General features: G+C 63.7%; 22 protein-coding genes and 1 pseudogene. 8 read left to right on the forward strand and 15 right to left on the reverse strand.

Annotated features, from left to right (window positions below):
* Positions 1 to 57: 57 nt before the first annotated feature.
* Positions 58 to 492: a hypothetical protein gene (locus L9B60_RS02610; protein WP_249675913.1), complete on the forward strand. Its 435-nt coding sequence runs from the start codon at positions 58 to 60 to the stop codon at positions 490 to 492.
* Here L9B60_RS02610 and gspD read toward each other — a convergent pair.
* From gspD to L9B60_RS02670, 12 genes are all read right to left on the reverse strand, one after another.
* Positions 467 to 2,731 (reverse strand): type II secretion system secretin GspD, encoded by a 2,265-nt coding sequence (gspD, locus tag L9B60_RS02615; protein ID WP_249675916.1) that lies wholly within the window; start codon positions 2,729 to 2,731, stop codon positions 467 to 469. The genes L9B60_RS02610 and gspD overlap by 26 nt on opposite strands.
* On the reverse strand, positions 2,728 to 3,237 hold the full coding sequence (locus L9B60_RS02620; protein WP_249675919.1) for a DUF2531 family protein: 510 nt from the start codon (positions 3,235 to 3,237) through the stop codon (positions 2,728 to 2,730). The genes gspD and L9B60_RS02620 overlap by 4 nt, the downstream gene beginning before the upstream one ends.
* A complete protein-coding gene (gene gspM / locus L9B60_RS02625; RefSeq protein ID WP_249675921.1) occupies positions 3,234 to 3,836 on the reverse strand; it encodes a type II secretion system protein GspM in 603 nt (200 codons plus the stop codon). Before gspM ends, L9B60_RS02620 begins: the two co-directional genes overlap by 4 nt.
* The gene (locus L9B60_RS02630) at positions 3,823 to 4,845 is read right to left on the reverse strand and encodes a PilN domain-containing protein (RefSeq protein WP_249675924.1); all 1,023 of its coding nucleotides are present in this window, start codon (positions 4,843 to 4,845) and stop codon (positions 3,823 to 3,825) included. The genes gspM and L9B60_RS02630 overlap by 14 nt, the downstream gene beginning before the upstream one ends.
* On the reverse strand, positions 4,842 to 5,564 hold the full coding sequence (locus tag L9B60_RS02635; RefSeq protein ID WP_249675927.1) for a type II secretion system protein GspK: 723 nt from the start codon (positions 5,562 to 5,564) through the stop codon (positions 4,842 to 4,844). Before L9B60_RS02635 ends, L9B60_RS02630 begins: the two co-directional genes overlap by 4 nt.
* Complete coding sequence (locus L9B60_RS02640; protein ID WP_249675929.1) at positions 5,561 to 6,139, reverse strand: prepilin-type N-terminal cleavage/methylation domain-containing protein; 579 nt, start codon at positions 6,137 to 6,139, stop codon at positions 5,561 to 5,563. The genes L9B60_RS02635 and L9B60_RS02640 overlap by 4 nt, the downstream gene beginning before the upstream one ends.
* Complete coding sequence (locus L9B60_RS02645; RefSeq protein WP_349631961.1) at positions 6,136 to 6,495, reverse strand: prepilin-type N-terminal cleavage/methylation domain-containing protein; 360 nt, start codon at positions 6,493 to 6,495, stop codon at positions 6,136 to 6,138. The genes L9B60_RS02640 and L9B60_RS02645 overlap by 4 nt, the downstream gene beginning before the upstream one ends.
* On the reverse strand, positions 6,492 to 6,920 hold the full coding sequence (locus L9B60_RS02650) for a type II secretion system protein (protein WP_249675931.1): 429 nt from the start codon (positions 6,918 to 6,920) through the stop codon (positions 6,492 to 6,494). The genes L9B60_RS02645 and L9B60_RS02650 overlap by 4 nt, the downstream gene beginning before the upstream one ends.
* Before the next feature lie 7 nt (positions 6,921 to 6,927).
* Positions 6,928 to 7,347 carry a type II secretion system major pseudopilin GspG gene (gene gspG, locus L9B60_RS02655; protein ID WP_249675933.1) on the reverse strand — a complete coding sequence of 140 codons (420 nt, stop codon included), beginning with the start codon at positions 7,345 to 7,347 and terminating at the stop codon, positions 6,928 to 6,930.
* Positions 7,348 to 7,358: 11 nt separating this feature from the next.
* On the reverse strand, positions 7,359 to 8,561 hold the full coding sequence (gspF, locus tag L9B60_RS02660) for a type II secretion system inner membrane protein GspF (RefSeq protein ID WP_249675935.1): 1,203 nt from the start codon (positions 8,559 to 8,561) through the stop codon (positions 7,359 to 7,361).
* Positions 8,562 to 8,563: 2 nt separating this feature from the next.
* A complete protein-coding gene (gspE, locus tag L9B60_RS02665) occupies positions 8,564 to 10,282 on the reverse strand; it encodes a type II secretion system ATPase GspE (RefSeq protein ID WP_438866056.1) in 1,719 nt (572 codons plus the stop codon).
* A gap of 72 nt (positions 10,283 to 10,354) precedes the next feature.
* Positions 10,355 to 10,576, reverse strand: coding sequence for a hypothetical protein (locus L9B60_RS02670; RefSeq protein WP_249675938.1), 222 nt, complete (start codon positions 10,574 to 10,576; stop codon positions 10,355 to 10,357).
* A gap of 471 nt (positions 10,577 to 11,047) precedes the next feature.
* Between L9B60_RS02670 and L9B60_RS02675 the strand changes: the two genes are divergently transcribed.
* Positions 11,048 to 13,798: a beta-glucosidase gene (locus L9B60_RS02675; protein WP_249675940.1), complete on the forward strand. Its 2,751-nt coding sequence runs from the start codon at positions 11,048 to 11,050 to the stop codon at positions 13,796 to 13,798.
* A gap of 24 nt (positions 13,799 to 13,822) precedes the next feature.
* Here the strand turns inward: L9B60_RS02675 and L9B60_RS02680 are convergent, their stop codons facing one another.
* Both L9B60_RS02680 and L9B60_RS02685 read right to left on the reverse strand, forming a co-directional pair.
* Entirely contained in the window at positions 13,823 to 14,464 is a 642-nt protein-coding gene (locus L9B60_RS02680; RefSeq protein WP_249675942.1) for a TetR/AcrR family transcriptional regulator, read from the reverse strand.
* A gap of 9 nt (positions 14,465 to 14,473) precedes the next feature.
* Complete coding sequence (locus L9B60_RS02685) at positions 14,474 to 15,190, reverse strand: GntR family transcriptional regulator (protein WP_249675945.1); 717 nt, start codon at positions 15,188 to 15,190, stop codon at positions 14,474 to 14,476.
* Positions 15,191 to 15,358: 168 nt separating this feature from the next.
* Between L9B60_RS02685 and L9B60_RS02690 the strand changes: the two genes are divergently transcribed.
* The 5 genes and pseudogenes from L9B60_RS02690 (at position 15,359) to L9B60_RS02710 (ending at position 21,849) form a co-directional block, all read left to right on the forward strand.
* On the forward strand, positions 15,359 to 16,192 hold the full coding sequence (locus tag L9B60_RS02690; RefSeq protein ID WP_249675948.1) for a fumarylacetoacetate hydrolase family protein: 834 nt from the start codon (positions 15,359 to 15,361) through the stop codon (positions 16,190 to 16,192).
* A 66-nt stretch (positions 16,193 to 16,258) separates the two neighbouring features.
* A complete protein-coding gene (locus tag L9B60_RS02695) occupies positions 16,259 to 17,185 on the forward strand; it encodes a VOC family protein (RefSeq protein ID WP_249675951.1) in 927 nt (308 codons plus the stop codon).
* 99 nt (positions 17,186 to 17,284) lie between these two features.
* Positions 17,285 to 18,904 (forward strand): bifunctional 3-(3-hydroxy-phenyl)propionate/3-hydroxycinnamic acid hydroxylase MhpA, encoded by a 1,620-nt coding sequence (gene mhpA, locus L9B60_RS02700; RefSeq protein WP_249675954.1) that lies wholly within the window; start codon positions 17,285 to 17,287, stop codon positions 18,902 to 18,904.
* A gap of 80 nt (positions 18,905 to 18,984) precedes the next feature.
* Positions 18,985 to 20,354, forward strand: a pseudogene (locus L9B60_RS02705) (outer membrane beta-barrel protein).
* An 85-nt stretch (positions 20,355 to 20,439) separates the two neighbouring features.
* Positions 20,440 to 21,849 carry a DUF2252 domain-containing protein gene (locus L9B60_RS02710; RefSeq protein ID WP_249675957.1) on the forward strand — a complete coding sequence of 470 codons (1,410 nt, stop codon included), beginning with the start codon at positions 20,440 to 20,442 and terminating at the stop codon, positions 21,847 to 21,849.
* Here L9B60_RS02710 and L9B60_RS02715 read toward each other — a convergent pair.
* Positions 21,837 to 23,201, reverse strand: coding sequence for a flavin monoamine oxidase family protein (locus tag L9B60_RS02715; RefSeq protein WP_283780556.1), 1,365 nt, complete (start codon positions 23,199 to 23,201; stop codon positions 21,837 to 21,839). The genes L9B60_RS02710 and L9B60_RS02715 overlap by 13 nt on opposite strands.
* Positions 23,202 to 23,301: 100 nt before the next feature.
* Here L9B60_RS02715 and L9B60_RS02720 point away from each other — a divergent pair, with 100 nt between their 5' ends.
* Positions 23,302 to 24,564, forward strand: coding sequence for an OprD family porin (locus tag L9B60_RS02720; protein WP_249675963.1), 1,263 nt, complete (start codon positions 23,302 to 23,304; stop codon positions 24,562 to 24,564).
* Positions 24,565 to 24,571 lie beyond the last annotated feature (7 nt).

Below are 24,571 nucleotides of genomic sequence, written 5' to 3' on the forward strand. Positions count from 1 at the left end.
GGGGTTGCCCTGGGTTTTGCCACGGGTCGCTCTTCGTTATAAGGCCAAGACACCACCATGACCCAGGACACAACGGCGGCATCGCGCCCGTTGGAACGGTTTTTCACGCGCATCCCCACGGCGCTGCGCATTGCCCTCGACCACCAGGCCCGGCGCAATAGCCGCAGCCTCAATGGCGAAGCCACCCAGGCCCTGGCCAGTTACCTGGAAGGGCACCGCAAGCTGAGGTTCTTGAGCCAAGTACTCGGCGAACGTGCCGGGGCCAATGGGCGGGTCGAACTACTGGAGTTCGATGAGCACGACCAGGTACACGTGCTGTTTCGTTTGCCGGCCGAACTGCGCGACCAGGTGAACCAGATCGCCCTGGCCAGCGGCAGCCCCATGCGCCAGGTATTCAGCCAGGCCTGCAGGGGCTGGGTCAGCTATCAACAGCACATCGAAGCCCAGCTGCAGTGCCACGCCAGCCTTAGCGCGACGCCTGATCCGGCTTGATCAACTGCATCTGCTGGCGGTAATCGTCGGTCACCTGCCGTGCCTGGCTGTTGCTGGTGACTACCCGCGGGGTAATCAGCACGATCAGCTCGGTGCGGTCCTTGGACTTGGTGGTGCTGCCGAACAACCAACGCAGGCCGGGAATACGGCCCAAATACGGCACGCTGGACGAAGTTTCGGCATTGTCCTGCTTGATCAACCCGCCCAGCAGCACCGTCTGGCCGCTTTGCACCGCCACCTGGGTGGACACCGAGCGCGTGGAAATGCGCGGGTTGCTGTTGGTGGTGGTGGTGCTGCTGTCGTCGGCGTCGCTGACTTGCTGCTGGATGTCCATGTACACGAGGCCGCCCGGGTTGATGCGCGGCACCACGTCGAGGATCACCCCGGTCTGCACGTATTCGACGCTGCTCAGGGTGGTGTCGGAGTTGGTGGTGTTGACCGTGGTCTGGCTGATGGGGATGTTGTCGCCCACCTGAATCTGCGCCTGCTGGTTGTTCATCACCACCAGCGACGGCGCCGACAGCACCTGGGTGCGACCGTTGGTTTCCAGGGCGTGCAGGGCCACTTGCAAATTGCTGCTGACAAAGGAGTAAAACAGCGAATCAGTCGCGCCCAGCCCTGCCCCACCGCCGCCCAGCGCGCCTTGGCTGCCGCTGGTATTGGCCACCGTGGTACTCGACGAGTTACCGGCCAGGCGGCCCAGGTACCACTGCACGCCCAAGTCCAGTTCGCCGCTGAGTTTGACTTCCAGGATGCGTGTTTCGATCTGCACCTGCATCGGGGCGTTGTCGAGGCGCTTGATCGCCGATTCGATTTCTTTCCACTGCGCAGGCCGGGTGCGGATCAGCAATTGGTTGCTGCTTTTTTGCGCAGTGATGCGGGTGCTGTCGTCCAGGCTTTTTTGCTGGGTGGCACCGCTTGCCGTGGCGTCGCCGGTATCGTCCTGCTGCTCCTCGTCACTGTCTTCGTCGGTACCTTGTGCGGTGTTGTTGTTCATGGAATTGCCGCCGCTCAAGCCCTGGGTGGCCGACGTCAGGCTGGTGGTGCCCGTACCGTTGGTACCGTTGCTGCCATTGAGCGAAGACAGGGTGGTGGTGCGCAAGCCCGGCGCCACCTTGGCGGCGCTGTCGTCCTTGATCTGGCCGTTGCCGTAGATCTGGCGCAGGTATTTGGCCAGGTCCGTGGCCTTCATGTTGCGCACGTCGTACACGTACATCTGCGGCTCATTGCCGCCGCCTTCGTCGATGGTGTGAATCCAGTCGCCCACTTCGCGCAGGTATTGAGGCTGGGAAGAGATGGCAACCACCGAATTGGTGCGCTCGTTGGGCATGAACTTGACCATGCCGGCCAACGGCATGCCGCTGTCGGGGCCGAACATTTTCTGCAACTGCGGCATCAGCTCGGCCACCGAGGCGCGTTGCAAACCATAGACACCGATGGACATCCCCTTGAGCCAGTCGACGTCGAAGGTGTCGATGGTGTCCTGGTAGTTGGCCAGTTCCTCTGGGGTGCCGGCCAGGCTCAATACGTTGCGCGCCGGGTCCACCAGCAAAAAGGCGTTGTCACGGGCAAACGGCTTGAGCAGCTTTTGCATCTCGGTGGCCGAGATGTAGCGCAGCGGGAACAAACGCGCCGACAACCCGTTGGACGGCTGGGCCACGGCCATTTCCGGCACCAGCTTGCCTGCCACCGCCTGGGCCGAGGGCAGGATCACGTAGCGGTTGCCCTGTCGGATCATGGCGTTGTTGGTCCAGGACAACAGGGTTTCCAGGATCGACAGCGCCTCTTTCTTGTTCACAGGCTTTGAGGTGGAGAAGCTCACGTCGCCCGTCACGCCCTGGGCGATGCTGTAGTTCTCGTGCAGCAGGTCGCCCATGACGCTGTTGATCACCGCCTCGATCGGCTGGTTGTTGAAGTTGAACACGATGTCGCCGCCGGGCGCATCACCGGCCGCTTTGCCCGTGGCGGGTGGGCGCACGAACTTCTGGTTGCCGCTGATGATCTGGCGCTTGGCCGGCATGGCCGTGCTGTTGAGGGCGGGCGGCGGCGCATCGGCGCTGGGGTCCAGGGGTTGACGTTGATCGCCGGTGCCGTTGAGCGCTTCGTGCATCAAGGCCGGGTCGTTCTCGAACGTGTTGGGGGTACTGGCACAACCGCCAAGGGCGACGGCGGTGGCCAGGCAGAGCAAGGGGGTGCGCAAGGTAGCGATGTTTCTGACTCCTGGGAGGGAACGGTTCATTGTGCGGGTACCGGCGGCAGCGTGAGCATGGCCGCGCGTGAGGGTGGGGGCAGGCGCGGGGCCGGCAAACGCAGGCTGCGGGTTTGGCCCTGAAGGCCGAACTGCGCCTCCAGGGGGTCGAGCTGTTGCAGGGTCCAGCCATTGGCCAGACCCTGGCCTTGATGGACCCGCACGGTATGGCCGCTGCTGTCGCGCAACAGCGCCACGTGCAGGTCGCCATTGAGCATTACCCCGGTCAGGGTGAAGCCGGCCAGGTCGCTGGCCTTGCCACCTGCCGCCGCCACGTCGGCGGCGCGCTGGGGGCTGAACAACGGTTGCTGCCAGGTCAGCGCCAGGCTCTCCAGGCTTGCGTTCGGGGCTTTCAACGCCGGCCCTTGCGAGGCGGCCTGGGGTTTTGGCGCGGGGGTCGGCAGCCAGTCTGGACGGGCGTCCAGCGTCGCGATCAGTGCGCAAACCGCAGCAAGGCCCACGGCCACGGCGATCAAGCTCAAGGTGCGCGGGCTCATGAAGCCTCCTTCACGGCTGCGGGCAAGTAGCCGCGCAGCAACAGGTGCACGGCCAGCTTGCCGGCGCCACCGGTGGCCGGCGCGCCCGCGGCACGGCGCACGCTCAAGCTTTCGACGAACAGGTACGGACGGTTGTATTCCAGGGTGTGCAACACCTGCATCAACGGCTCTATGCCGCACTCCAGCGTCAGGCTGACTTTTACCTGGCGATAAGGCTCGGCGCGGTCCTGCTCGGGGGTGATGGGCATGCGCTGGGTCAGGCTGCAGCCGGCACCGACGGTGGCCTTGGCCTTGATCAGGTCGGCGATGCGCTGCATCAAGTCGGCGGCCACGGCGCTGGGATCGCTGCCGGGCAGCAGGCTGGAACTGCTGGCCGGATCGTGCCGGGCCTGCTCCAATTGTTGGCGCACCGTGGCGCCTTGCGCCAGCAGGCTGGCGTAATGTCGCTGCTGCTCGCGGGCCGTGTCCATCTGCGCATCGATATCGCGCAAGGGGCCGGCAAACCAACTGTCCACCAGCAGCCAATACAGCGCCGCCAGCACCAGGGCCAAGACGATCAGGGCGGCGCCACGGCGCTCGCGGGGTTCAAGGCTGCGCATGGTCGGCGGCCTCCCGATGCAAACGTGCACGCAGGGAAAAACGATCCTTGCCGGTCTCGCTGTCAGGCTGGATCACGCCTTGGAATTGCGGGTTGTCCAGGCTCTGGCAAGCTTTGAGATTACCGATCAGGGCGCTGGCCTTGGCGCTTTGCCCGGAGAACGACACCTGGCCTGCGTCATTGATTTCCAGTTGCTCGACCCAAGTGTCCGCGGGCAGGCAGTGGGTCAGGTCATTGAGCACCGCGGCCACGGTGGGCTGGGCGACCTTGCGCTGGATCAGGTAGTTGGCCGCGCCACGGCTGTTGGCCAGGGCCTGGCGCAGTTGCTGCAGTTGCGCGACCTGTTGGCGCTGGGCCTGCACCTGGCTTTGCATCTGTGCCAACAACGCTTGGCGGTGGTTCAACCACAACACCATGCAGGCGACTGTCAGCACCGCGCAGGCCAGGGCAAGGCTTCGGTTCAAGCGGCCCTGGGTGCTGGATTTGACGGTGCGCAACGCGTCGGGCATCAGCTCGACACCCAGGCGCCCGCCGTTGCCATCGGCTACATCGATGCCTTGCAAGGTCACGCCCTGTGCTTGGCAATCCGCGAGCATGGCCTGCAGCGACTCGCGCAGTATCGCCACCAGCAACACCCGCATGCCGGTGGCCGACTTGCCCTCCACCCGCGTACAGAAATACAACTGCTCGCTGCGGTAGGGCGTGTACTTGTCCAACTCGAAACCGAGCACGCCGTCGAGGTTTTTCGCCGCGGCCAGGGGCAGGCGCAAACGCTGCACCAACACGCTGCTGCGTGGCAACAGCAGCACCACCGCAGTGTCACTGGCAGGCACTGGCGCTGCAGCCAATGGCCAGTGCAACAGGTGCACGGCCTGGCCGCTGCCCATGCGAAAACGCGCGGGCAACATCGCCTGCAATTGCTCAAGCCAAAGCTGCCAGGCCCGTTGCGCCGGGCTGCCACGCCAGCGGGCCAGCAGCGGCGCCAGGTGAGTGTTCAGTGATGCTTTCATTCTTGCCAGTGCAAGACCCGATAAGGCCGCGCACCCTCCGTCGATGGGTTCAATAACAGGGTGACGCGCAGCGTCGCGCCAGCGCCGTTAGGCAAGGTCGCGACGCTGCGCACACTTACAATCTGGCCCGGGTCTGCACCCATGGCCGTGGCGTTGGGCAAGCTCAACAGCCGTTTCAACAACCGCGTTGCAAAACCGGGGTCGGGCCGCTCAAGGCCACTCCATAGCGTCACTTGGGGTTCTACGCAGCGGTACAGCGGTTGTGACAGGCCGGGCAATTGGCGCACCTCCTCGACCATGCGCAACGGCGCCTGGCCGTTGCCCCGGCGCTGGTCCAGCGCCTGGCCCAAGGCTTGCGCCAGGGCCTTGGGCGCACCGCAACCTTGCAGCAGGCGGCCGAAGTCATCGGCACTGGCGGCGTTGAGGTCCAGCTTGCCGCGCTCGCTGCGCACACTGACGCGCAACTGCGCGGTATCAAAACTCAAGCCCTGCACCCGGCCATCGGCCACCCATTGGCGCCGCTGCGCCGGGTCGCTAAGCCCCATCACCGCCAGGCTCAGCCCCGCTTCAGCAGCCATCAGCGCCTGGGTGTGCTGGCGTTGCCACAGCGCCTGGCGGTTCTCCAATTGCACCCAGCCGGCCAGGCCCGCCAGTAAAACGCTCAACAGCGCCAGCACCCACAGCACCAGCAACAACGCCACGCCCCGTTGATGCTTCATGGCGCCCCCGGTGCGCTGGACAAATCCAGGCGCAAGCTCACGCTTTGCGTCACCCAGGGCACCGCGCCGTCCACCTGCGCCTCGATGCGCACCGCCTGGGGCAAACGCGCCGGCCAAGGCCAGGCACTGACCCAACCGGTGCCTTGCCCGGTAGGCGTGTAGCCGCGATAGGCCAATTGCAGGTCGCGCACCTGATGCAACAACACCTGCGGCTCGCCCCCGGCGAAGCTGACTTGCAACTGCCGGCCATGCAGCATTACCTGATGCAATTGCAAGCCGCCGCCCAGGGAGCTGGACATCGGCGCGATAAAACTCAGCGCCTGGGCAGAGCCCAGGAACACCACCCGCTGGCCACTGCCCGGCCGGGGGAAATCCAACGGCAGTGCCTGGCCGATCGCGCGGCGCAAGAAATTCTGCGTGGCGCGCATTTCGTCCAGCCGCACGGTGTAGCGCTCAGCCTTGGCCACGGCGCGGCTGGCGCCGACGATGGCGCCGCCCACCAGCATCAACAGCACTGCCAACAGGCTCAGTACCACAAGGATTTCCAGCAGGGTAAAACCCTGCTGGCGCTTCATCGCGCCGCCCCCAGTACGCGCAAGGTGCTGAAATGCGCCAGCCGGTGCGCTTCGCTGACGGTCAAATCCAGGCGCAACAAACGGGCGCCTCCGGCCAGGCGGTGCAGCGGCCGTACATCCAACTGCCAGTGAATGCCAGCAGCCCATTGGCCTTCGCTGCGCCCGGGCGTCAACGGGCCATCGCCCTGCTCATCGAGTACCGAGCGCGCCGCCAGGCTCAGCCGGTCACTGCGCTCAACCTGCTGCAACGCGCGCGCCGCCTGCCCGAACGCCACCAGCAACACCGTGCTGCACAGCGCCAGGATCGCCAGCGCCGCCAGCATCTCCAGCAAGGTAAAGCCCTGTTGCGCCCTCACTTCAAGTCACGCAACTGCACGGTACCGGTCAACCAGGCCACGTCGACCCGCCAACGCTGGGCCCCCGTGGTCAAGAACAAGTGCCCGCCACTGGCGCCGCCATCGGGGTAAAACTCGAACGCCGGGCCCAACTCGGCCGCCGTGTGCAGTTGCACCCTCATGTCCGCCGGCCACTGTTGCACCGCCTTGCCTGGCGCCTGAAAGCGCCGCTGGGCCAGGTCGAAGCGGGTGCGCGCCGGTTGCCCGGTGACGATTGCCTGCACCCGCGCCGCCCGAAGCGCTTGCACCACTTGCACCACTGCCTTGCGCTCGCTGGCCGCGTGCAGCCCGTGTTGCAGGCCGAAGCCGACAATCCCGGCGGCAATGCCGATCAGCACGATCACCACCAGCATCTCCAGCAGGGTGAAGCCGCGTTGCGAACGCATGCAGCGCTTACTCCCAGTTGCCGATGTCGGCCTTGTAGCCTTCGCCACCGGCCTGGCCATCCTGGCCGTAGAAGATCAGGTCAAAGCTGCCGTGCTCGCCGGGGTAGCGGTAGCCGAAGGCATGGCCGAACGGGTCTTTCAGATCCGAGGGCTTGGCATAGGGCCCGGCCCAGCCTGCGGCATTGGCCGGCTTGACCACCAGTTGGTTGAGGTTGGCCGGTGGCGAGCCCAGGTCCAGCGCGTAGCTTTCGACTTTCATGCTCAGGCTTGCCAGTTGCGCCTTGCCGGCGCCGTACTTGCCCTTGTCGACGTTACCGCCCACCTGGCGTACTACGATGGTGGCGACGATGCCCAGCAGCACGATCACCGCGAGCATTTCCAGCAGGGTAAAACCGCCTTGGCGGCGGGCAGACTTGAGGCTTTTCATCACAACGTTCCTTAAATGTTACTGGTGAGGCTCATCAGCGGCAGCATGATGGCGAGCATGATCACGGCAACCATCACCGCCATGACCACCGTGAGGGTGGGGACCAGGGCTGCGAGCATGCGGTCGATGCCGCGCTTGGCCTCGACGTCGAACACGTCGGCGACCTTGAGCAGCATTTGGTCCAGTTCGCCGGCCTGCTCACCCACTTCGATCATCTGGATGGCAAGGTCAGGCAGCAGCGGTTGTTCACCAAAGGCGCTGGCCAAGGTGCCGCCACCCTTGACCCAGTCGGTGGCCTGCAGCACCTGGGCGCGCAAAGCACGGTTGCCGCACACCTGGCGTACGATCAACAGCGCCTGCAACAACGCCACGCCATTGCTCAACAGCGTGCCCAGGGTGCGTGCCAGCCGGGCGGCTTCAATACGTTGCAGCAACGGGCCAATCACCTTGATAGCCAAGATGCGCCGGTCGTGCCGTTGCCGACGTTGCGGGTCACGCAGGGCCAGCGCCGTGCCCCAGACCAGCGCGATCAAGCCGGCCAGCACCATCAGGCCCCAAGCGCTGAGGAACTCGCCCAGGCCCAGAATCACTTGGGTGATCAGCGGGATCGGCACGCCCAGGTCGCGAAAGATCGGCACGAACTGCGGCACCACGTAGGCCAGCAGCAAGGCCAACGAGCCGAGCACCCCCACCACCAGGAAAATCGGGTAGATCAGCGCATTGATCACTTCGCCACGCAGCACCTGGCTGCGCTCCAGGTAGTCGGACAATTGGCGCAGGGTGTTCTCCAACGCGCCGCCCGCCTCGCCCGCGCGCACCATGCTGATGTACAGCGTGGAGAACTGCCCGCCCTCCTCTTCCAGCGCCTGGGACAACGGCTTGCCGGCCTTGACCTGCTCGCGAATGCGCTCCACCAGTGCGCGGGCCTTGGGCTCGTGGGTTTGCTTGAGCAAGATGCCCAACGAGCGTTCCAGCGGCTGGCCGGCGCCCAACAAGGTGGCCAGTTGCTGGGTAAAACTGACCAGCGCAGCCCCCCCCAGCGCGCCACGGTTCAGCGCCTGGCGCAGGCCGGGGCCGCTGGTGGCGCTGATGTCCAGCAGCAGCCAGCCACGCTTTTGCAACAAGGCCACGGCGCCATTCTGGTCGGCGGCTTCCAGGCTGCCTTGTTGCGTGGCACCCTCACTGTCCAGGGCGCGGTACTTGAAATGGGCCATGGTTATTCGCCGCGCGTCACGCGCAGCACCTCTTCCAGCGAGGTGATACCGGCCACGGCCTGGCGTAGGCCTTCTTCATACAAGGTGCGCAAGCCGCCACGGCGGGCGGCCTGCTCCAGGGTGCTAGCGTCGGCCTGGCGCATCAGCAGGCTGCGCAGTTCTTCGTTCATCACCAGCAACTCGGTGATGGCGCTGCGGCCGAAATAGCCGCCGCCCGCCGCTTCGCTGCACGGCTTATATAAAAGAATCGGGCGCTGCTCGGTGAAGCGCTCCAGGCCATGCTCGGCGATCAGCTCGGCCGGCGCTTCAAAGGCCATGCGGGTATGTGGGTCAAGCCTGCGCACCAGGCGTTGGGCGAGGATACCCTTGACGGTAGAGGCGATCAGGTAGCTTTCCACGCCCATGTCCAGCAGGCGGGTGATACTCGCTGCCGCGCTGTTGGTGTGCAGGGTCGAGAGCACCAGGTGGCCGGTGAGCGAGGACTGGATGGCGATGCGGCAGGTTTCCAGGTCGCGCATCTCGCCGATCATGATCACGTCCGGGTCTTGGCGCACAATGGAGCGCAAGGCGCCGGCAAAGTCCAGGCCGATGGCGGGTTTTACCTGGATCTGGTTGATACCTTCCAGTTGGTACTCCACCGGGTCTTCCACGGTGATGATCTTGCGCTCGGCGGTGTTGAGCCGCGACAACGCCGTATAAAGGGTGGTGGTCTTGCCGGAGCCGGTCGGGCCGGTCACCAGCAAAATACCGTGGGGGTTCTCCAGCACATCGAGAAACCCGTCCAGGCGCTCGCCGTCAAAGCCCAGACTCTGGAAGTCGAACCGCACGGTCTGGCGGTCGAGCAGGCGCATCACCACCGACTCGCCAAAGCTGGTCGGCACCGTGGACACCCGCAGGTCCAGTTCCTTGCCCTGGATGCGCAGCATGATCCGCCCGTCCTGGGGCAGGCGGCGCTCGGCGATGTCCAGGCGTGCCATGATCTTGACCCGGCTGATCACCGCGGCAGACGAACTGGACGGCGGCGCCTCGGCCTCGTGCAGCACGCCATCGATGCGGTAGCGCACCTTGAGCTGGCTTTCGAAGGGTTCGATATGGATGTCCGAGGCGCGCTGTTCGACGGCGCGCTGCATGATCAGGTTGACCAGGCGGATCACCGGCGCCTCCGAGGCCAAGTCCTTGAGGTGCTCGATGTCTTCCAAAGAGCCTGCGTCGTCGTCCAGCGTCTCGATCAGCGAGCCCATGGCCGAACGGCCCTGGCCATAAAAGCGCTCGATCAGGCTGTCCACTTCATTGCCGGGGCCAATGACCAGGAACACCGGCGCAGCGCAGGCATGGGCCACGGCCTGGAACGGGTAATCGTTGGCCGGGTTGGCCGCCAGCAACTGCACACCTTGCTCGTCCCAGCACAACGGCACCACGCGATAGTGGCGCATGAAACGTTCGGTGAGGGGCGGCAAACGCTCAAGCTCCCCAGGCGCGTCTTCAGCCAGTAACAATGGTGCCTGCAACAACGCCGACCAGGCCCGGGCCACTTCCAGTTCCGAGACCAGGCCCAGGCGCGTGAGCAAACCGAGCAGTTCATCGTCTTCGGATTCGGCCTGCAGGCGGCGGGCGCGTTCCAGGTCAATGGGCTTGAGGCCCGAGTGCGTCATCAGCCATTGGCAGAGCTGTTCGCTGGGTGGGATCACCAGGTTCAGGGCGTCGACGTGGGAGGGGGGCATGGGCATCTATCTGAATATCGAAGGGGCTGGGTGTCAGGGCTCGCAAGGCAAGCCCTGGCAAGTACGGCTGGATCAGTCGGCGCTTTTCTTCGCCGCCTGGTTGATCGGGCGACCGCCCTTCTGCGATTCGTTCTTGTGTTTCTTCTGCGCCTTGGCGTCGTGGCTCTGGGTCATCACGGTGGCGTTCGAGGCGCCGGAGGTGGCGGCGGCAGCGTCAGCGGAATCGGCTGCGAAGGTGGCGCCAGCAAAGCTTAAGGTCAGGGCGGCGCAGGCACCGATCAGGGACAGTTTCATAGCAATTCACTCCAACTAAAAAAGTACACACATTAAAAAGCGCCGGCAGATTAGTTCTGTCGACGCCCGTCCTTCAAGCGCTCATCCAATTAAACTTACGAACGGCAGTGATAGCCATTTAATCGCTAAACCAACAGACCAGTAGGTTTAGCGAAGGTTCACACATTTGGACACAAAAACCCAAAAAACGTAGAAAAACACCTTTCGATTGACAAATTCTGACAACAATTGTCTTAATTTAAAGGGCTATCGGAGTCATTTCGGCTACAAACGATAGCGTAATAATGGCACCTCTTATATAGACAGAAAGAACACTCAAGTTAACTAACTTGATTAAAACCGTGGCCATCATCTTGCCTTTACTGAAACTTTAAAGTTTGGGCACGGGCACGCTTTTGTCTGAAGAAAGTGGCGAGCCATCGATAGGCCGCCATGGCTGAGCATGGAATTATTGACCTGTTGGAGCACTACATGAACACACGCAAAAACCTTGGCGCGCACTCGGCGCTGGCCTTGTTGGCCCTGGCCGTTTCCCAGGTGCACGCCGCCGATGCCACGCAGCAGGAAGCCCGTGAACAGCGCGCCGACAAGGCCGCGGAAAAAACCCTGGCCAAGATGACCCAGGAAGAAAAACTGGCCTACATCGGTGGCACCGGTGGCTGGGACGTCAAGCCGCTGACCCAGTACGGCATCCCGCAAATCCATGGTGCCGACGGTGGCGCCGGCGTGCGCTACACCAGCGAAGGCAACGACCAGGGCGTGGTTTACCCGAGCGGGCCGAACATCGCCGCCACCTGGAACCCGCGCCGCGCCCTGGACTTCGGTCGCGCCCTGGGCTACGACACCGCAACCGGTGGCTACCAGTTCATCACCGGCCCGGGCATGAACCTCTACCGCACCCCTTACGGCGGCCGCGCGTTCGAGTACCTGTCCGGTGAAGACCCGTTCCTGGGCGCAAGCCTGGGCCCTGCGGTGATCAACGGCATCCAGGCGCGCGGCGTGTGGGCCGAGGCCAAGCACTATGCGGCCAACGACCAGGAAACCAACCGCTTCATCCTCAACGAGACCATCAGCGAGCGCGTGCTGCGCGAGATGACCCTGCCCACCTTCGAGTCCGCCTCCAAGAACGGCAAGGTGGCAATGATGATGTGCTCGTTCCAGAAGGTGAACGGTGAGTACGCCTGTGAGAACAAGCACCTGATCACCGAAATCCTGAAGAAGGAATGGGGTTACAAGGGCTTCCTGCAAAGCGACTACAACGCCGTCGTCAGCGGCCTGGCCGCAGCCCAGGCCGGCACCGACCTGGACATGATGGGCTACCAGATGAACAGCACCATCCTCAAGCCGTTCATGGACAGCGGCGAGCTCAGTGCCGCCACCATCGACGACAAGGTGCGCCGTATTCTGCGGGCGATCTACCTGTACAAGTTCGACAGCAAGACGCCGTCCACCGTGCACAACATGAACAGCGCCACCAGCAACAAAACCGCGCTGAACGTGGCCCGCGAAGGCATCGTGCTGCTGAAAAACGAACACGAACTGCTGCCGCTGGACGCGAAAAAGGTCAAGAAAATCGCAGTTGTCGGCGATCTGGCCAAGTACGCACCGCCCACCGGTTTCGGCAGTGCCAACGTCGAAGCCACGCAGTACATCAGCGAACTGTCGGGCATCGCGCAAACCGCGCCGAACGCCAAGGTCGACTTCATCGACGGCCTGTCCCTGGACCCGACCACCTCGGCCTGGACCAGCACCGACACGGCCGGCAACAGCACCAAGGGCCTGAAGGCCGAGTTTTTCACCAATGCCAATTGGTCCGGTGACCCGGCGGCCACCCGCACCGACACCCATGTCGACATGGACTGGTCCAGCGACACCGACCTGCCCACCAATGGCGACACCGCCAACACGTCCGTTCGCTGGACCGGCCAGGTCACCCCCACCACCAGCGGCGACCAGGTGTTCAAAGTACGCGCCGACGGTGCCGTGCGCCTGTGGGTCAATGGCCAGGAAATCATCAACAACGGCGACGGCGAGCACCTGCCCACCAACAGCATCCCGCCGACCATTCCGCAGTCCGGCAAAATCAAGCTCGAGGCAGGCAAGGCCTACGACATCAAGTTGGAATACTCGCGCCGCGACGGCTACATCTCCACCATGGGCGGCATGGTTGGCGTGCAAATGAGCTGGGCTTCACTGGCCGCGCCCAAGGATTTGTCCGGCTACGACGCGGTGGTGGTGGCCGTGGGCAACAGCAACGAATACGAAGGCGAAGGCTTCGACCACAGCTTCGACTTGCCCGAGTACCAGAGCGAGCTGATCCAGAGCATCGCCAAGGTCAACCCCAACACCGTGGTCGCCATGCACGGCGGCACTGGCTTGAAAATGGCTGACTGGGTCGACCAGGTCTCGGCCGCGCTGCACGCCTTCTACCCCGGCCAGAACGGTGGCCAGGCGCTGGGTGAAATCCTGTTTGGCAAGGTCAACCCCTCGGCCAAGCTGCCGATCAGCATCGAGCGCAACATCGAGGACAACCCGCTGTACGCGACCTTCCCCAACTACGACAACAACCTGTCGCTCAAGGAAATCAGCTACAAGGATGACCTGCTGATGGGTTATCGCGGTTACGAGAAAAAGGGCACCAAGCCGCTCTACCCATTCGGTTTCGGCCTGTCGTACACCACCTTCGGCTACAGCAACATCAAGGTCACCCCGGGCGCCGCGGTGGGCAACACGCCGATCAAGGTCTCGTTCGACCTGACCAACACCGGCAAGCGCGCCGGTGCCGAAGTGGCCGAACTGTACGTCGGCCAGCAACACCCGAAAGTGGAACGTGCGCTCAAAGAGCTCAAGGGCTACAAGAAGGTCTTCTTGAAGCCGGGTGAAAGCAAGCGCGTGACCATCGAGCTGAACGATCGCTCGCTGGCCTACTACGACGTGGCCAGCAAGCAGTGGGTGGTCGACGCCGACACCTTCGACCTGTCGCTGGGCGCCTCGTCTGCCGACATCCGCCTGCATGCCAAGCTGGTCAACCCATTCCGCCAGGAACTGTCGACCACCACCAGCAACCCGTTGCCGCGCTCGGCGCTGAAATCGACCCAGGTCACCTTGCCGCCGCTCAAGACCGGTGGCCTGTACGACCAGACCAGCAGCGATGAGGCCGACAGCAGCGACAGTGGCGATTACGACACCTCGACCTCTTCGGCCCAAGGGAGCGCCAACTGACCTAAGCTTACCCGTGCAGGTGCCTCAGCCCTGCACGGGGACCTTCCTTATCGAGGCGTCCAGATGCGCCACGTACCCATCGAACACCCCCACCAGATCCACCTGCTCGGGAAACCGCAGCCACTGCAGCTGCAACCCATCCATCATCGCCAGGCACTCGCGCACCACGTTGCTCAGGTCCACGTCCGGGCGGACTTCGCCCAGCTCCACCAACTCTTGCAACTGCGCCACCATTCGCCCATGGATGCCGTGGTAACGCGCCTGGAACCACGCCCAGGCGGGGTGGCCTTCCACTAGGCTCTCAGCGTTGAGGATGCTGAAGGCGCGGATCACTCCCGGTGCCGTGGCATTGGAGCGGTTGATCGCGCGCAGGCTGCCCAATAGCCCTGAAAGGGTTTTCTCGGCGCGCACCTCGTCGGCGATTTTCTGGCTGACCGCGTCGCGGCGGTCCAGCACGGCCATCAGCAGGGCAATCTTGTTGGGAAAATGGTGCAGCACCCCGGCCACCGAGATACCGACGATATCGCCAATCCGGGCCATCGAGGCGCCGGTGTAGCCTTCCAGAGAGAACAGCTGCAACGCCGCATCGAGCAACTCTTCGCGGCGCTTTTCGCCCTTGGGGGCCCGGCGTTGGCGGGGGGCCGTGGTGGCGTTGGGTTCACTCATCAATCACAGTCACTTTTTCTGGGGGGTACTCAACAATTCGTGGTTGAGCACCGCCTGGGTGGTGGTCTCGTAGTGGTCGCGCAGCAGTTGGCAGGCGCGTTCTACATCCTTGTTCAACGCAGCATGGAGCATTTGCCGATGTTCGCCCGGCACATCGCGCCGAATGCTTTCGGCGTAGTGCATCGACAGCACCCGATAGCGTGCGGTCTGGTCACGCAGGGTCTCGGCAAAGCGCAGCAACCAGGGCGATTGGCAGGCCGCGATCAGTGCACTGTGGAACGCGTCGTGGGCCGCTTCCCACTCAGGCTTGAGCAGGCGCTCCGGGCCTTCGACCACGGGCAGGCGGTCCAGCCGATGGTGCGCGGCAATCAGCCGGCTTTCCCACTCCACATCGCCCAGGCGGATGGACTCGGCCAGCGCCTGGGTCTCGATGTGTAGCCGTGTGGCGGTGATGTCGCGTATTTCGTCGGCCGAAATACGGCCCACGCTGAAGCCCTTCTGCTCGGCCGAGGAAACAAACCCGGTGGCCGCCAGCCGCGACAGCGCCTCGCGCAACGGGATGACGCCGGCGTCGTAAGACAGCGCCAACTCTTTGAGCCGCAGCTTGGTGCCCGGTTTCAGCCGACCGTTGATGATGTCTTGGCGCACGAGCATTTCCAGCTGGGACGCCATGGTGCGCTTTTCGGTCGGTTCGGCTTCAGGAAGCCAAGCTTGATGCTGAGTCACGGGTAAAGGTCCTGTTGTGCTGAGCCAATACTACACAAAACGGCCGAATATCGAAAAAACCAATAAAATATATTTTATCGTTGACGTTATATTATTTTGCGGATTACCTTGACGTCATCGGGAGGCGCCACGACCGCCTGGCCCGAGACCACAACAAGAGGCTTGACCATGCGTTATGTAAATTTTCTGTACCAGGGCACTGCCACCCTGGGGGTACGCACCGCCGAAGGCGTTCGGGTACTGGGGCAAGAATCCCTGGAGTCACTGCTCAAGCGTGGTGTCGACTTGAGCACTTACGGTGCAAGTGCCGAGGGCCCGTTGGTACAGGTCGGCGAGCACGATTACCTGCCGCTGTTGCAGCAACCGGGCAAGATCATTTGCGTGGGCTTGAACTACGCCGACCACACCAAGGAATCGCCCTACGCCCAGCCGGACTACCCCACGCTGTTTCCGCGCTTCAATTCAAGCTTGATCGGCCACAACCAGCCGCTGGTGCGCCCGCGCATCTCCGACACCCTGGACTACGAAGGCGAAATGGCCGTGGTGCTCAAGAGCGGTGGCCGCCACATCAGCAAGGCCGACGCGTTGTCGCACGTGGCCGGCTATGCGCTGTTCAACGAAGGTTCGGTGCGCGAGTACCAGTTCAAGTCGCCGCAATGGACCGTGGGCAAGAACTTCGATGACACCGGCGCCTTCGGCCCGGACCTGGTCACCGCCGACGAACTGCCCGAAGGCGGCAAGGGCTTGCTGCTGGAAACCCGCGTGAACGGTAAAGTGGTGCAGTCGGTCAACACCAGCGACATGCTCTTTGACGTCGCCACCATCATTTCCACCTTGAGTGAGGCGGTGACCCTGAGCGCCGGCGATGTGATCGTCAGCGGCACCCCGGCCGGCGTCGGTTTCGGCATGACGCCCCCAGCATTTTTGAAGGCAGGCGATGTGGTGCAGGTGTCCATCGAAGGCATCGGCACCCTGTCCAACCCGGTCGTCGACGAAGCCTGAAGCAGGCCCACGCGCGAAGCTCCTCTCCAAGGGGCTTCGTCTAGAAAACAATAAATGGAGGCGATCATGACCTGCGAACACCGTGGCGTGCATTCGATCGATCACTATGCGCTGTACGTGCCGTCCCTGCCCCAGGCACAGCACTTCTTTGCAAGCTTTGGCCTGGAGGTGGAGGCCAGCGGGCAACACCTGACCTTGCGCGCCGCCGACGGCCGGGTCTGGGCGAGGATCTTGCCCGGCGAGCAAAAGTCACTGGCCTACCTCAGTTTCAATTGCTACGCCCAGGACTACGATGCCCTGCGCCAGCAAGTCGAACACCAGGGCGCGCGCTTTGAAACCGGCGATGGCGTGGGTTTCTGGTTTCGCGACCCGCACGGCAACCTGCTGCAAATCAAGGTGGGCGACAAGACCATGCCCAACGGCAAGGTCACCCACGCGTCCATCAGCGACACCGCCCCTGTGCGCGGCGTGGGCACCCGCGACCAACTGCCTCGTATCCAGCCAACGCGCCTGTCCCACGTGCTGTTTTTCAGCCCTGAGGTGCCCGCCTCCATCGATTTCTACCAGCGTGCGATTGGCCTGAGGCTGTCTGATAAATCCCAGGACATCATCGCCTTCCTGCATGCCCCTCACGGCTGCGATCACCATCTGGTGGCCTTCGCCAAAAGTTCGGCCAAGGGTTGGCACCACGCGGCCTGGGAAGTGGCGAGTATTGATGAAGTCGGCGTTGGCGCCGCGCAAATGGCCAAGGCTGGCTACGGCAAAGGCTGGGGTACCGGGCGCCACGCGTTGGGCTCCAATTACTTCCATTACGTGCAAGACCCTTGGGGTTCGTTTTGCGAATACTCCGCCGAGATGGACTTCATCGCCAAGGGCACTGTCTGGCCCACCGGTGATTTCAACCCGGAAAACTCGCTGTACCTCTGGGGCCCCGATGTGCCCGAGAACTTCATCTTCAACACCGAAGCCAGCGCCACGCCGCCCATCCCCTAGCGCGCCAACCCGCCGGACGCCCCTCGACCGTGCCCGCCCTGCGCGCGCAACGGCCCCGGCTTGCCTGCGCCTTTATCTTTGCTTGCCTGGATACCGAATATGAACGCTGCAAAAAAAGTTGACGTCGCGATTGTCGGCTATGGCCCCGTCGGCCAGACCTTGGCCATTCTATTGGGCAAGATGGGCTTGCGCGTGGCGGTGTACGACCGCTGGCAATCGCTGTACCCCCTGCCCCGCGCCGTGTTCCATGATCACGAGATCCACCGTATTTTCCGCATGATGGGCCTGAACCAGGACCTGGAGCAGATCTCCCAGCCCAGCGCCTGCTACCAGTGGTTCAACGCCGACTGGAAAGTGCTGGTAGAAATCGACTGGTCGGCCGAGTCCGTCAGCGACGGCCCTTTCGGCTACCTGTTCAACCAGCCGGCGCTGGAAGCGATCCTCGACGCCAAGGCCAAGCGCCTGCCCACAGTCGAGGTCCACCAGGGGTGGGAAGCGGTCGAACTCTTCGAGCACGCCGAGCACTGCACCCTGAAGCTGCAACGTTCGGTGCGCGACGCCGCAGGCATGGATCAGGGCGAACAAACCTGCGAGGTCCAGGCCCGCTACGTGATCGGTGCCGACGGTGCGAACAGCTTTGTACGCCGCAGCCTTGGTATTCAATGGCACGACCTGGGCTTCGCGGAGGACTGGTTGGTGGTCGACCTGCAGCCCAAGCCGGGCGTGGTATTGGACGTGCCCGACATCGGCCAATGGTGCAACCCGGCACGCCCTACCACCATGGTGCCGGGCGGCCCCGGTTACCGTCGCTGGGAGTTCATGCGCCTGCCTCACGAAACCCTCGAAGACCTGCAAGCCAGCGACAAGGTTTGGGAGCTGCTGTCGCCATGGGTCACCCCGCACACTGCGACCCTGGTGCGTCACGCGGTGTACCAGTTCCGATCGCGCATCGCCGAGCACTGGCACCAGGGCCGCGTATTGCTGGCCGGCGATGCCGCACACCTGATGCCGCCGTTCATGGGCCAAGGCATGTGCTCAGGGATTCGTGACGCCTGGAACCTGTCGTGGCGCTTGCAACAGGTGCTCGACGGCAGCTGCGACGCGCACCTGCTGGACAGCTACACCGCCGAACGCAAACCGCAGATCCGCGCGGTGATCGACGCCTCGATGGCCATGGGCAAGGTGGTGTGTGTATCCGACCTTGCCGAGGCAGCCGCCCGCGACACCGCGTTCCTGAGCGGTGACGTGCCGCCGCTGGCGCCCTTCCCCGGCCTGTGCGACGGGCTGGTTCATAAAAAAGACAACGGCCAGCCGATCGGCCTTGCCGGCACCCTGGGCGTGCACGGCAACATCGAATTCCAAGGCCGAGTGTCGCGTTACGACGAGCTATTTGGCCGGGGCTTTCACCTGGTGGTCATCGGCGATGCTGATCCGCACCCCGACCTTGCCAGTGCCCTGGGGCCAGTCGACCTGCGCGTGGTGCACCTAAGCCCGCCCACCGTCGCTGGCGAGTACGTGGATGTATCGGGCAAATACCATGCATTCATGCGCGCCGCCGGGGTCACGGCGATGTTGGTGCGCCCCGACTTCTACCTGTTCGGTGCCGTGACGCAACTGGGCGAACTGCCGACTCTGCTGGCAGATCTTCTGCGCCAGTTGCACCCACTCACCCCCGCGCACAACGGCACCCGCCATGCGCCGCTGGCCTGCAGCGACTGACTCACGCTCCACTGTCCCGGCCTCGGCGCCGGGGCGTGCCACACCGCTGCTCACACACTAATAAAAACAAGAGTGAATACATGTCCAACATCAAGGTGAAAACCCTGGGTGCGGTGCTGTCCGCCCTCGCGATCGCCAATGGCCCCGCACGGGCCGAGCAGGCGCCGCCTCTGCCCGGGGAGGGCTCGCTGTTTCGCGAGGTGCTCGGCAACACCCTGCAAGCAGACTACGGCATCACCGTCTCGGGCCTGATCGACATGGCCTACAGCCGCAACAACCGCTCCACCCATCAAGAACGCGAGCACGGCTTGAGCAACCTGCCCCTCAACGGAATGTCGGACGAAGGCCTGGAGCTGGGGTCGCTGCACCTGTTCATCGACAAACCGCTGGTCTCGGACATGACCCCCGCGTCACCCCCTTGCCCGGCCCGCAACCGCAAGACGCCTCGTTCGGCTTTACCTTCGAAACGTTCTATGGTCGAAACGCCCAGTTTGGCCGCACGTTCGGCTGGGACACCCACTGGCACGTCAACCAACCCGGTGACAACGACCCGGCCAAGGCCCAGCGCGACAAGCAGAAATTCCTGGCCCTGCCCAACCTCGCCGCACTTGCCTACCTGCCCTACGGCACGGGGCTCAACGTAATGGCCGGGCTGTTCGGGCCGGCCATGGGCTATGAAATACCGCCCAACCTGCGCGCCGCGCGCAACCCCTTTGCCAGCAAGACCTACGCCTTCGTCACCGAGCCCGGCACGGTGGCAGGCGTGCAAGTGGGCACGCGGCTGATGAACACTGCGCATGGCATCCTCGGCGTCGAGGCCGGGCTGGTGCAGGGTTGGAACAACCTACAGGATAACAACGACAGCCACTCGCTGATCGGCGCGATCCGCTGGCGCACCCCCGACATGCGCACTTGGGTGGACTACGAGTTCATGGTGGGCAACGAGCAGAACCGCGACTTCGGCGACGTCCAGGCGCCCGTCTCGCGCCTGGTCTCGCCCCACGGCCAACTCAAACAACAGCACTCGCTCAACGGCTGGCACCAGTTCGACCAGCGCTGGTCCATGGGCGCCGAGCTGGTGTATGGGCGCCAGGCGGGCGATGGCCAGGCCGACACCGTCGACATCATCAACGGCCCAGGCTTTGATGGCGCGCACTGGTGGGGAGCCAATGCGGTGCTCACCTATCAGGCGCGTCCCGACCTGTCGTTCTCGGTGCGTGGCGAGCACTTCGCCGACCCCGACGGCTTCGTGTTGTTGCCCGTGACCACCGCCAGCGGCCGCTTCAACGCCCTGACCACAGGCTTTCGCTACGACCTGAACCGCAACGTCTCGCTGCGCCCGGAGCTGCGCTACGATTGGTTCGACGGACAGCGCGGCGACAAGCCGTTCGGCAATGGCCGTGACACCACGCAATTGACGGCGCTGGTCGAAGCGCTGATCTACTTTTAAGGGCGCGCGCAGACACGGCCAGGGGGGCTGGCGATTCTGGATAATCCGCTAAGCTTTGTGCTTCCCCCCCCAACAAGCGGCCACCATGACCAGCCTCAAAGATCGCCTGCAACGTGGTAAAGACGCCCGCCAGCAATGCCCGCGCAGCAGCCAGGCCGGGCCCGGCGACATCGACCGCGACCCGCTGCCCTTGATCGAGGCCTCGAGCAAGGGCCGGGTCAAGTCCCTGGTGCAACTGCGCTACGGGCGCATGCTGGTCTCGCCCTTCACCTTCTACCGCGGCAGCGCGCTGTTGCAGGCCCACGACCTGGCTGGCACGCAGAACATGGGGCTGAGCTTGCCGATTTGCGGTGATTGCCACCTGATGAACTTTGGCGGTTTCGCCACACCGGAGCGCAACCTGCTGTTCAGCGTGAACGACTTCGACGAGGCCCACCCTGGGCCCTGGGAGTGGGACCTCAAGCGCTTGGTGGCCAGCTTTCTGATCGCCGCCCGCGACCTGCGCCACGGCAAGGGCGTGGAAGAAAGCGTGTGCCTGGACGTGGTGCGCTCCTACCAGAAAACCATGGCCCGCTGCGCCGAAGAAGGCGCCTTGGACGTATGGTACGACGCAATCACTTATCAAGACCTGCTGGAGCAGGCCGAAGCCAAAAGCACGTTTGAGCACGTCGAAAAAGCCATCGATAAAGCCCAGAGGCGCACCCATGCGCAACTGCTGCCCAAGATCACCGAGCGTGACCGGCAAGGCCGCCTGCTGATCCGCGACGACCTGCCGGAGATCTTCCACCTGCACAAGAACACCTCGTTGCTGGACGCCAGCGACGACTGGATGAAGCTCAATAACTGGCACCCGCTGTACAACACCTTCATGAAGGACTATCGCATGACCTTGCAGGCCGACCGGCGCGAGGTGCTGTCGCGTTTCAAGGTGCAAGACATGGCGTTCAAGGTGGTGGGCGTGGGCAGCGTCGGCACCCGCTGCCTGGTGGCGCTGCTCACCGATGATCAGCAAAAGCCGCTGTTCCTGCAATTCAAGGAAGCGCGGCGCTCGGTGTTGGCGGCTTATGTAGGCAGCAAGTCCAAGGTGCGTCACCAAGGCCGGCGCGTGGTGGAGGGCCAGCGCCTGATGCAGTCGGCCAGCGATTTGTTCCTGGGCTGGACCACCGGCCCTACCGGGCGGCACTTTTATGTGCGCCAACTGCGAGACATGAAGGTGTCGGCGGAACTGGAGAACTTCGACGCCACCACCTTCAACGCCTACGCCCGCATCTGCGGCCGTGCCCTGGCCCGCACCCATGCCAAAGCCTCGGGCCTTGCCGGGCCCATCAGTGGCTACATCGGCAAAAGCGATGCGCTGAGCGAGGCCTTGCTCAAATACGCCCAGGCCTATGCCGACCATAACGAACGCGACTTCGAACGCTTCCAGAAGGCCTGCCGGCAAGGGCGGCTGCAGGCGCGATCGGAGGCGGATTTTGCCGCCGATCATTTGCCTTGATGCTTGGCCTCAAGGCTCAATTGGCGCGCCACCCGGCCACCGACCCGCGTGCCGCTCTCGATGGCGCCATCGATGAAGCCGGCCCAGCCTTGGGCAAAGTCACTGCCGCACAGGTGCAGCCGGGCATGGGCGGACGCCGTACGAGCCGCGGCGTCGACGATCGGCCACTGGCCGGGCCGTAACATGGGCCAGGTACCCAAGGCAAAGGGGTCGCCGCTCCAGTCATGGGCATCGACAGCCAAGACCTCGGCCTGGGGCAACCATTGGCGTACCACCTGCTCCACCGAGGCGCGGTCGCTCGGGTCCAAGGCCTGCGCCCGCGGGCCAAACGCGACCAGCAGGGTGTCGTCGCCGCAGGTGTATTCCACCTGCATGAAATTCAGCGGCGCGTCATGGTTGGCCATCGCCGCCAGGGTGTCGACGTGCCCTTTGACCTTGATCCACACCTTGATGCCCTGCGCGGCGTGGCGCTGCTGGCTGACCTGCATCAGCCCAGGGCTCAAGGCCGGGCTGAAGGCAATGCTGCCCAAGGTATTGAGGGGCGCGGCGATGATCACCTGGCGGGCATTCAAACGCTGGCCATCTGCGGTGCGCACCTGTACCCCGTCGGCCTTTTCCAGTACCTGCTCTACCACGCTGTTTAATTGTACGCGCGCCCGTGAGTCAGCCTGGATCGACTCGATCAAATTGCCCGTGCCACCGGCCAACTTATGGGTGGCGCAAGCCTCGAACAACAGTTCCCAGTGGCCACCGCACAATGCCGACCAGCGCAGGTACTGGGTGTAAGCGCCTTGCGCCGGGTCGCCATTGAAGTTCAGCGCCATCATGCTCTGCAGCATGCGTTGCTGCTGTGCCGGCAAGCCCAGCTCGGCGATTGCCTGGCCAACGCTGCGTGCTTCCAGGGCCGGCGTCACCTGGGTGTTCACGTCGATGTCGTGGGGGTTGGGGAACAGCGCGCGGGCCTGGGTATCCATCAGCGACAGGCCCGCGTCCAGTTCACCAAACAGCGCCTGGGGCGCCATGTGCCGTACCTGCCCCGACTCTGCCCACAGCGCCTGCACCGGCACCGGGCTTGCCACCAGCGCCAGGCCATAGCGCACGATTTCGGCCCACACGTGGGGCTGCGTCCAATGCACCCAGGTGCCACCCATTTCCAGCGGGCGCCCGAGCACGCTGTCGCGGTACCACGTACGACCGCCGAGGCGGCCACGTGCCTCCAGGATCAGCACGTCGTGGCCTTTGCTGCTCAGTTCCCGGCCAGCGGTCACACCGGCGAAACCGGCCCCGATGATGATGACGTCAGCATTGAACTTCATGGCTTGATCCTTCAGGTAAACATCGGCGAGGGCCAACCTCCCCCCAAAAACCCCATTGACAACCCCCAGAACGGTGTCGATAATCCGCGAAGTTGTACGACAACATATGACTCAATAAAAATAATAAAGGCGCATCATGACCCAATCGACCTCTATTCGTTCGTGCTCTTTGTTTCTCCTCGGCGCCAGCAGCTTGGCGGTACTGATGCCCTTGCAGGCCAAAGCCGCAGGCTTCATCGACGACACCAAGGCCACGTTGACCCTGCGCAACGCTTATTTCAACCGCGATTTCACCAACGATGCCGCGCCGCAGAACACCCAGGCCGAGTGGACGCAAAACTTCATCCTCGACGCCAAGTCTGGCTACACCCAAGGCCTGGTTGGCTTTGGCGTGGACGTACTGGGCACCTTCTCGCAGAAACTCGACGGCGGTGGCGGCACCGGCGGCACCCAGTTGCTGCCGCTGGACAGCAACGGCGATCCGGCCGACAACTTCGGCCGCCTGGGCGTCGCGGCCAAAGCCAAGATCTCCAAGACCGAGCTTAAAATCGGCGAGTGGATGCCGGTGCTGCCGATCCTGCGTTCGGACGACGGCCGTTCGCTGCCGCAAACCTTCCAGGGCGGCCAGGTCACCTCGCAGGAAATCAGCGGCCTGACCTTGTACGGTGGCCAGTTCCGCCAGAACAGCCCGCGCAACGACGGCAGCATGAGCGACATGTCGATGAACGGCAAAGCGGCCTTCCTGTCCGACCGTTTCAACTTTGCCGGGGGTGAATACACCTTCAACGACAAGCACACCCTGGTGGGCGTGTGGACCGACCAGCTCGAAGACATCTACCACCAGCAATACGTGCAGTTGCTGCACTCCCAGCCGGTCGGTGCCTGGACCCTGGGCGCCAACCTGGGCTACTTCCACGGCAGCGAAGACGGCAGCGCCCTGGCGGGCGAGCTGGACAACAAAACCTACTCGGCCATGCTGTCAGCCAAGTACGGCGGTGGCACGCTCTTCGTCGGCCTGCAAAAACTCACCGGCGACAGCGCCTGGATGCGCGTCAACGGCACCAGCGGCGGCACCCTGGCCAACGATAGCTACAACTCCAGCTACGACAATGCCCAGGAACGCTCCTGGCAGGTACGCTACGACTACAACTTCGTTGCCTTGGGCGTGCCCGGCCTGACCCTGATGAACCGTTACATCAGCGGCGACAACGTGCACACCGGGGCCATCACCGATGGCAAGGAATGGGGCCGCGAATCGGAACTGGCCTATACCTTCCAGAGCGGCACGTTCAAGGACCTGAACCTGCGGTGGCGCAACTCCACCATGCGCCGCGATTTCAGCACCAGCGAATTCAACGAGAATCGGATCTTCGTCAGCTACCCGATCACGTTGCTCTAAATCAGTC

Origin of the sequence: Pseudomonas abieticivorans, from assembly GCF_023509015.1 — a bacterium.
Classification (GTDB): Bacteria; Pseudomonadota; Gammaproteobacteria; order Pseudomonadales; family Pseudomonadaceae; genus Aquipseudomonas; species Aquipseudomonas abieticivorans.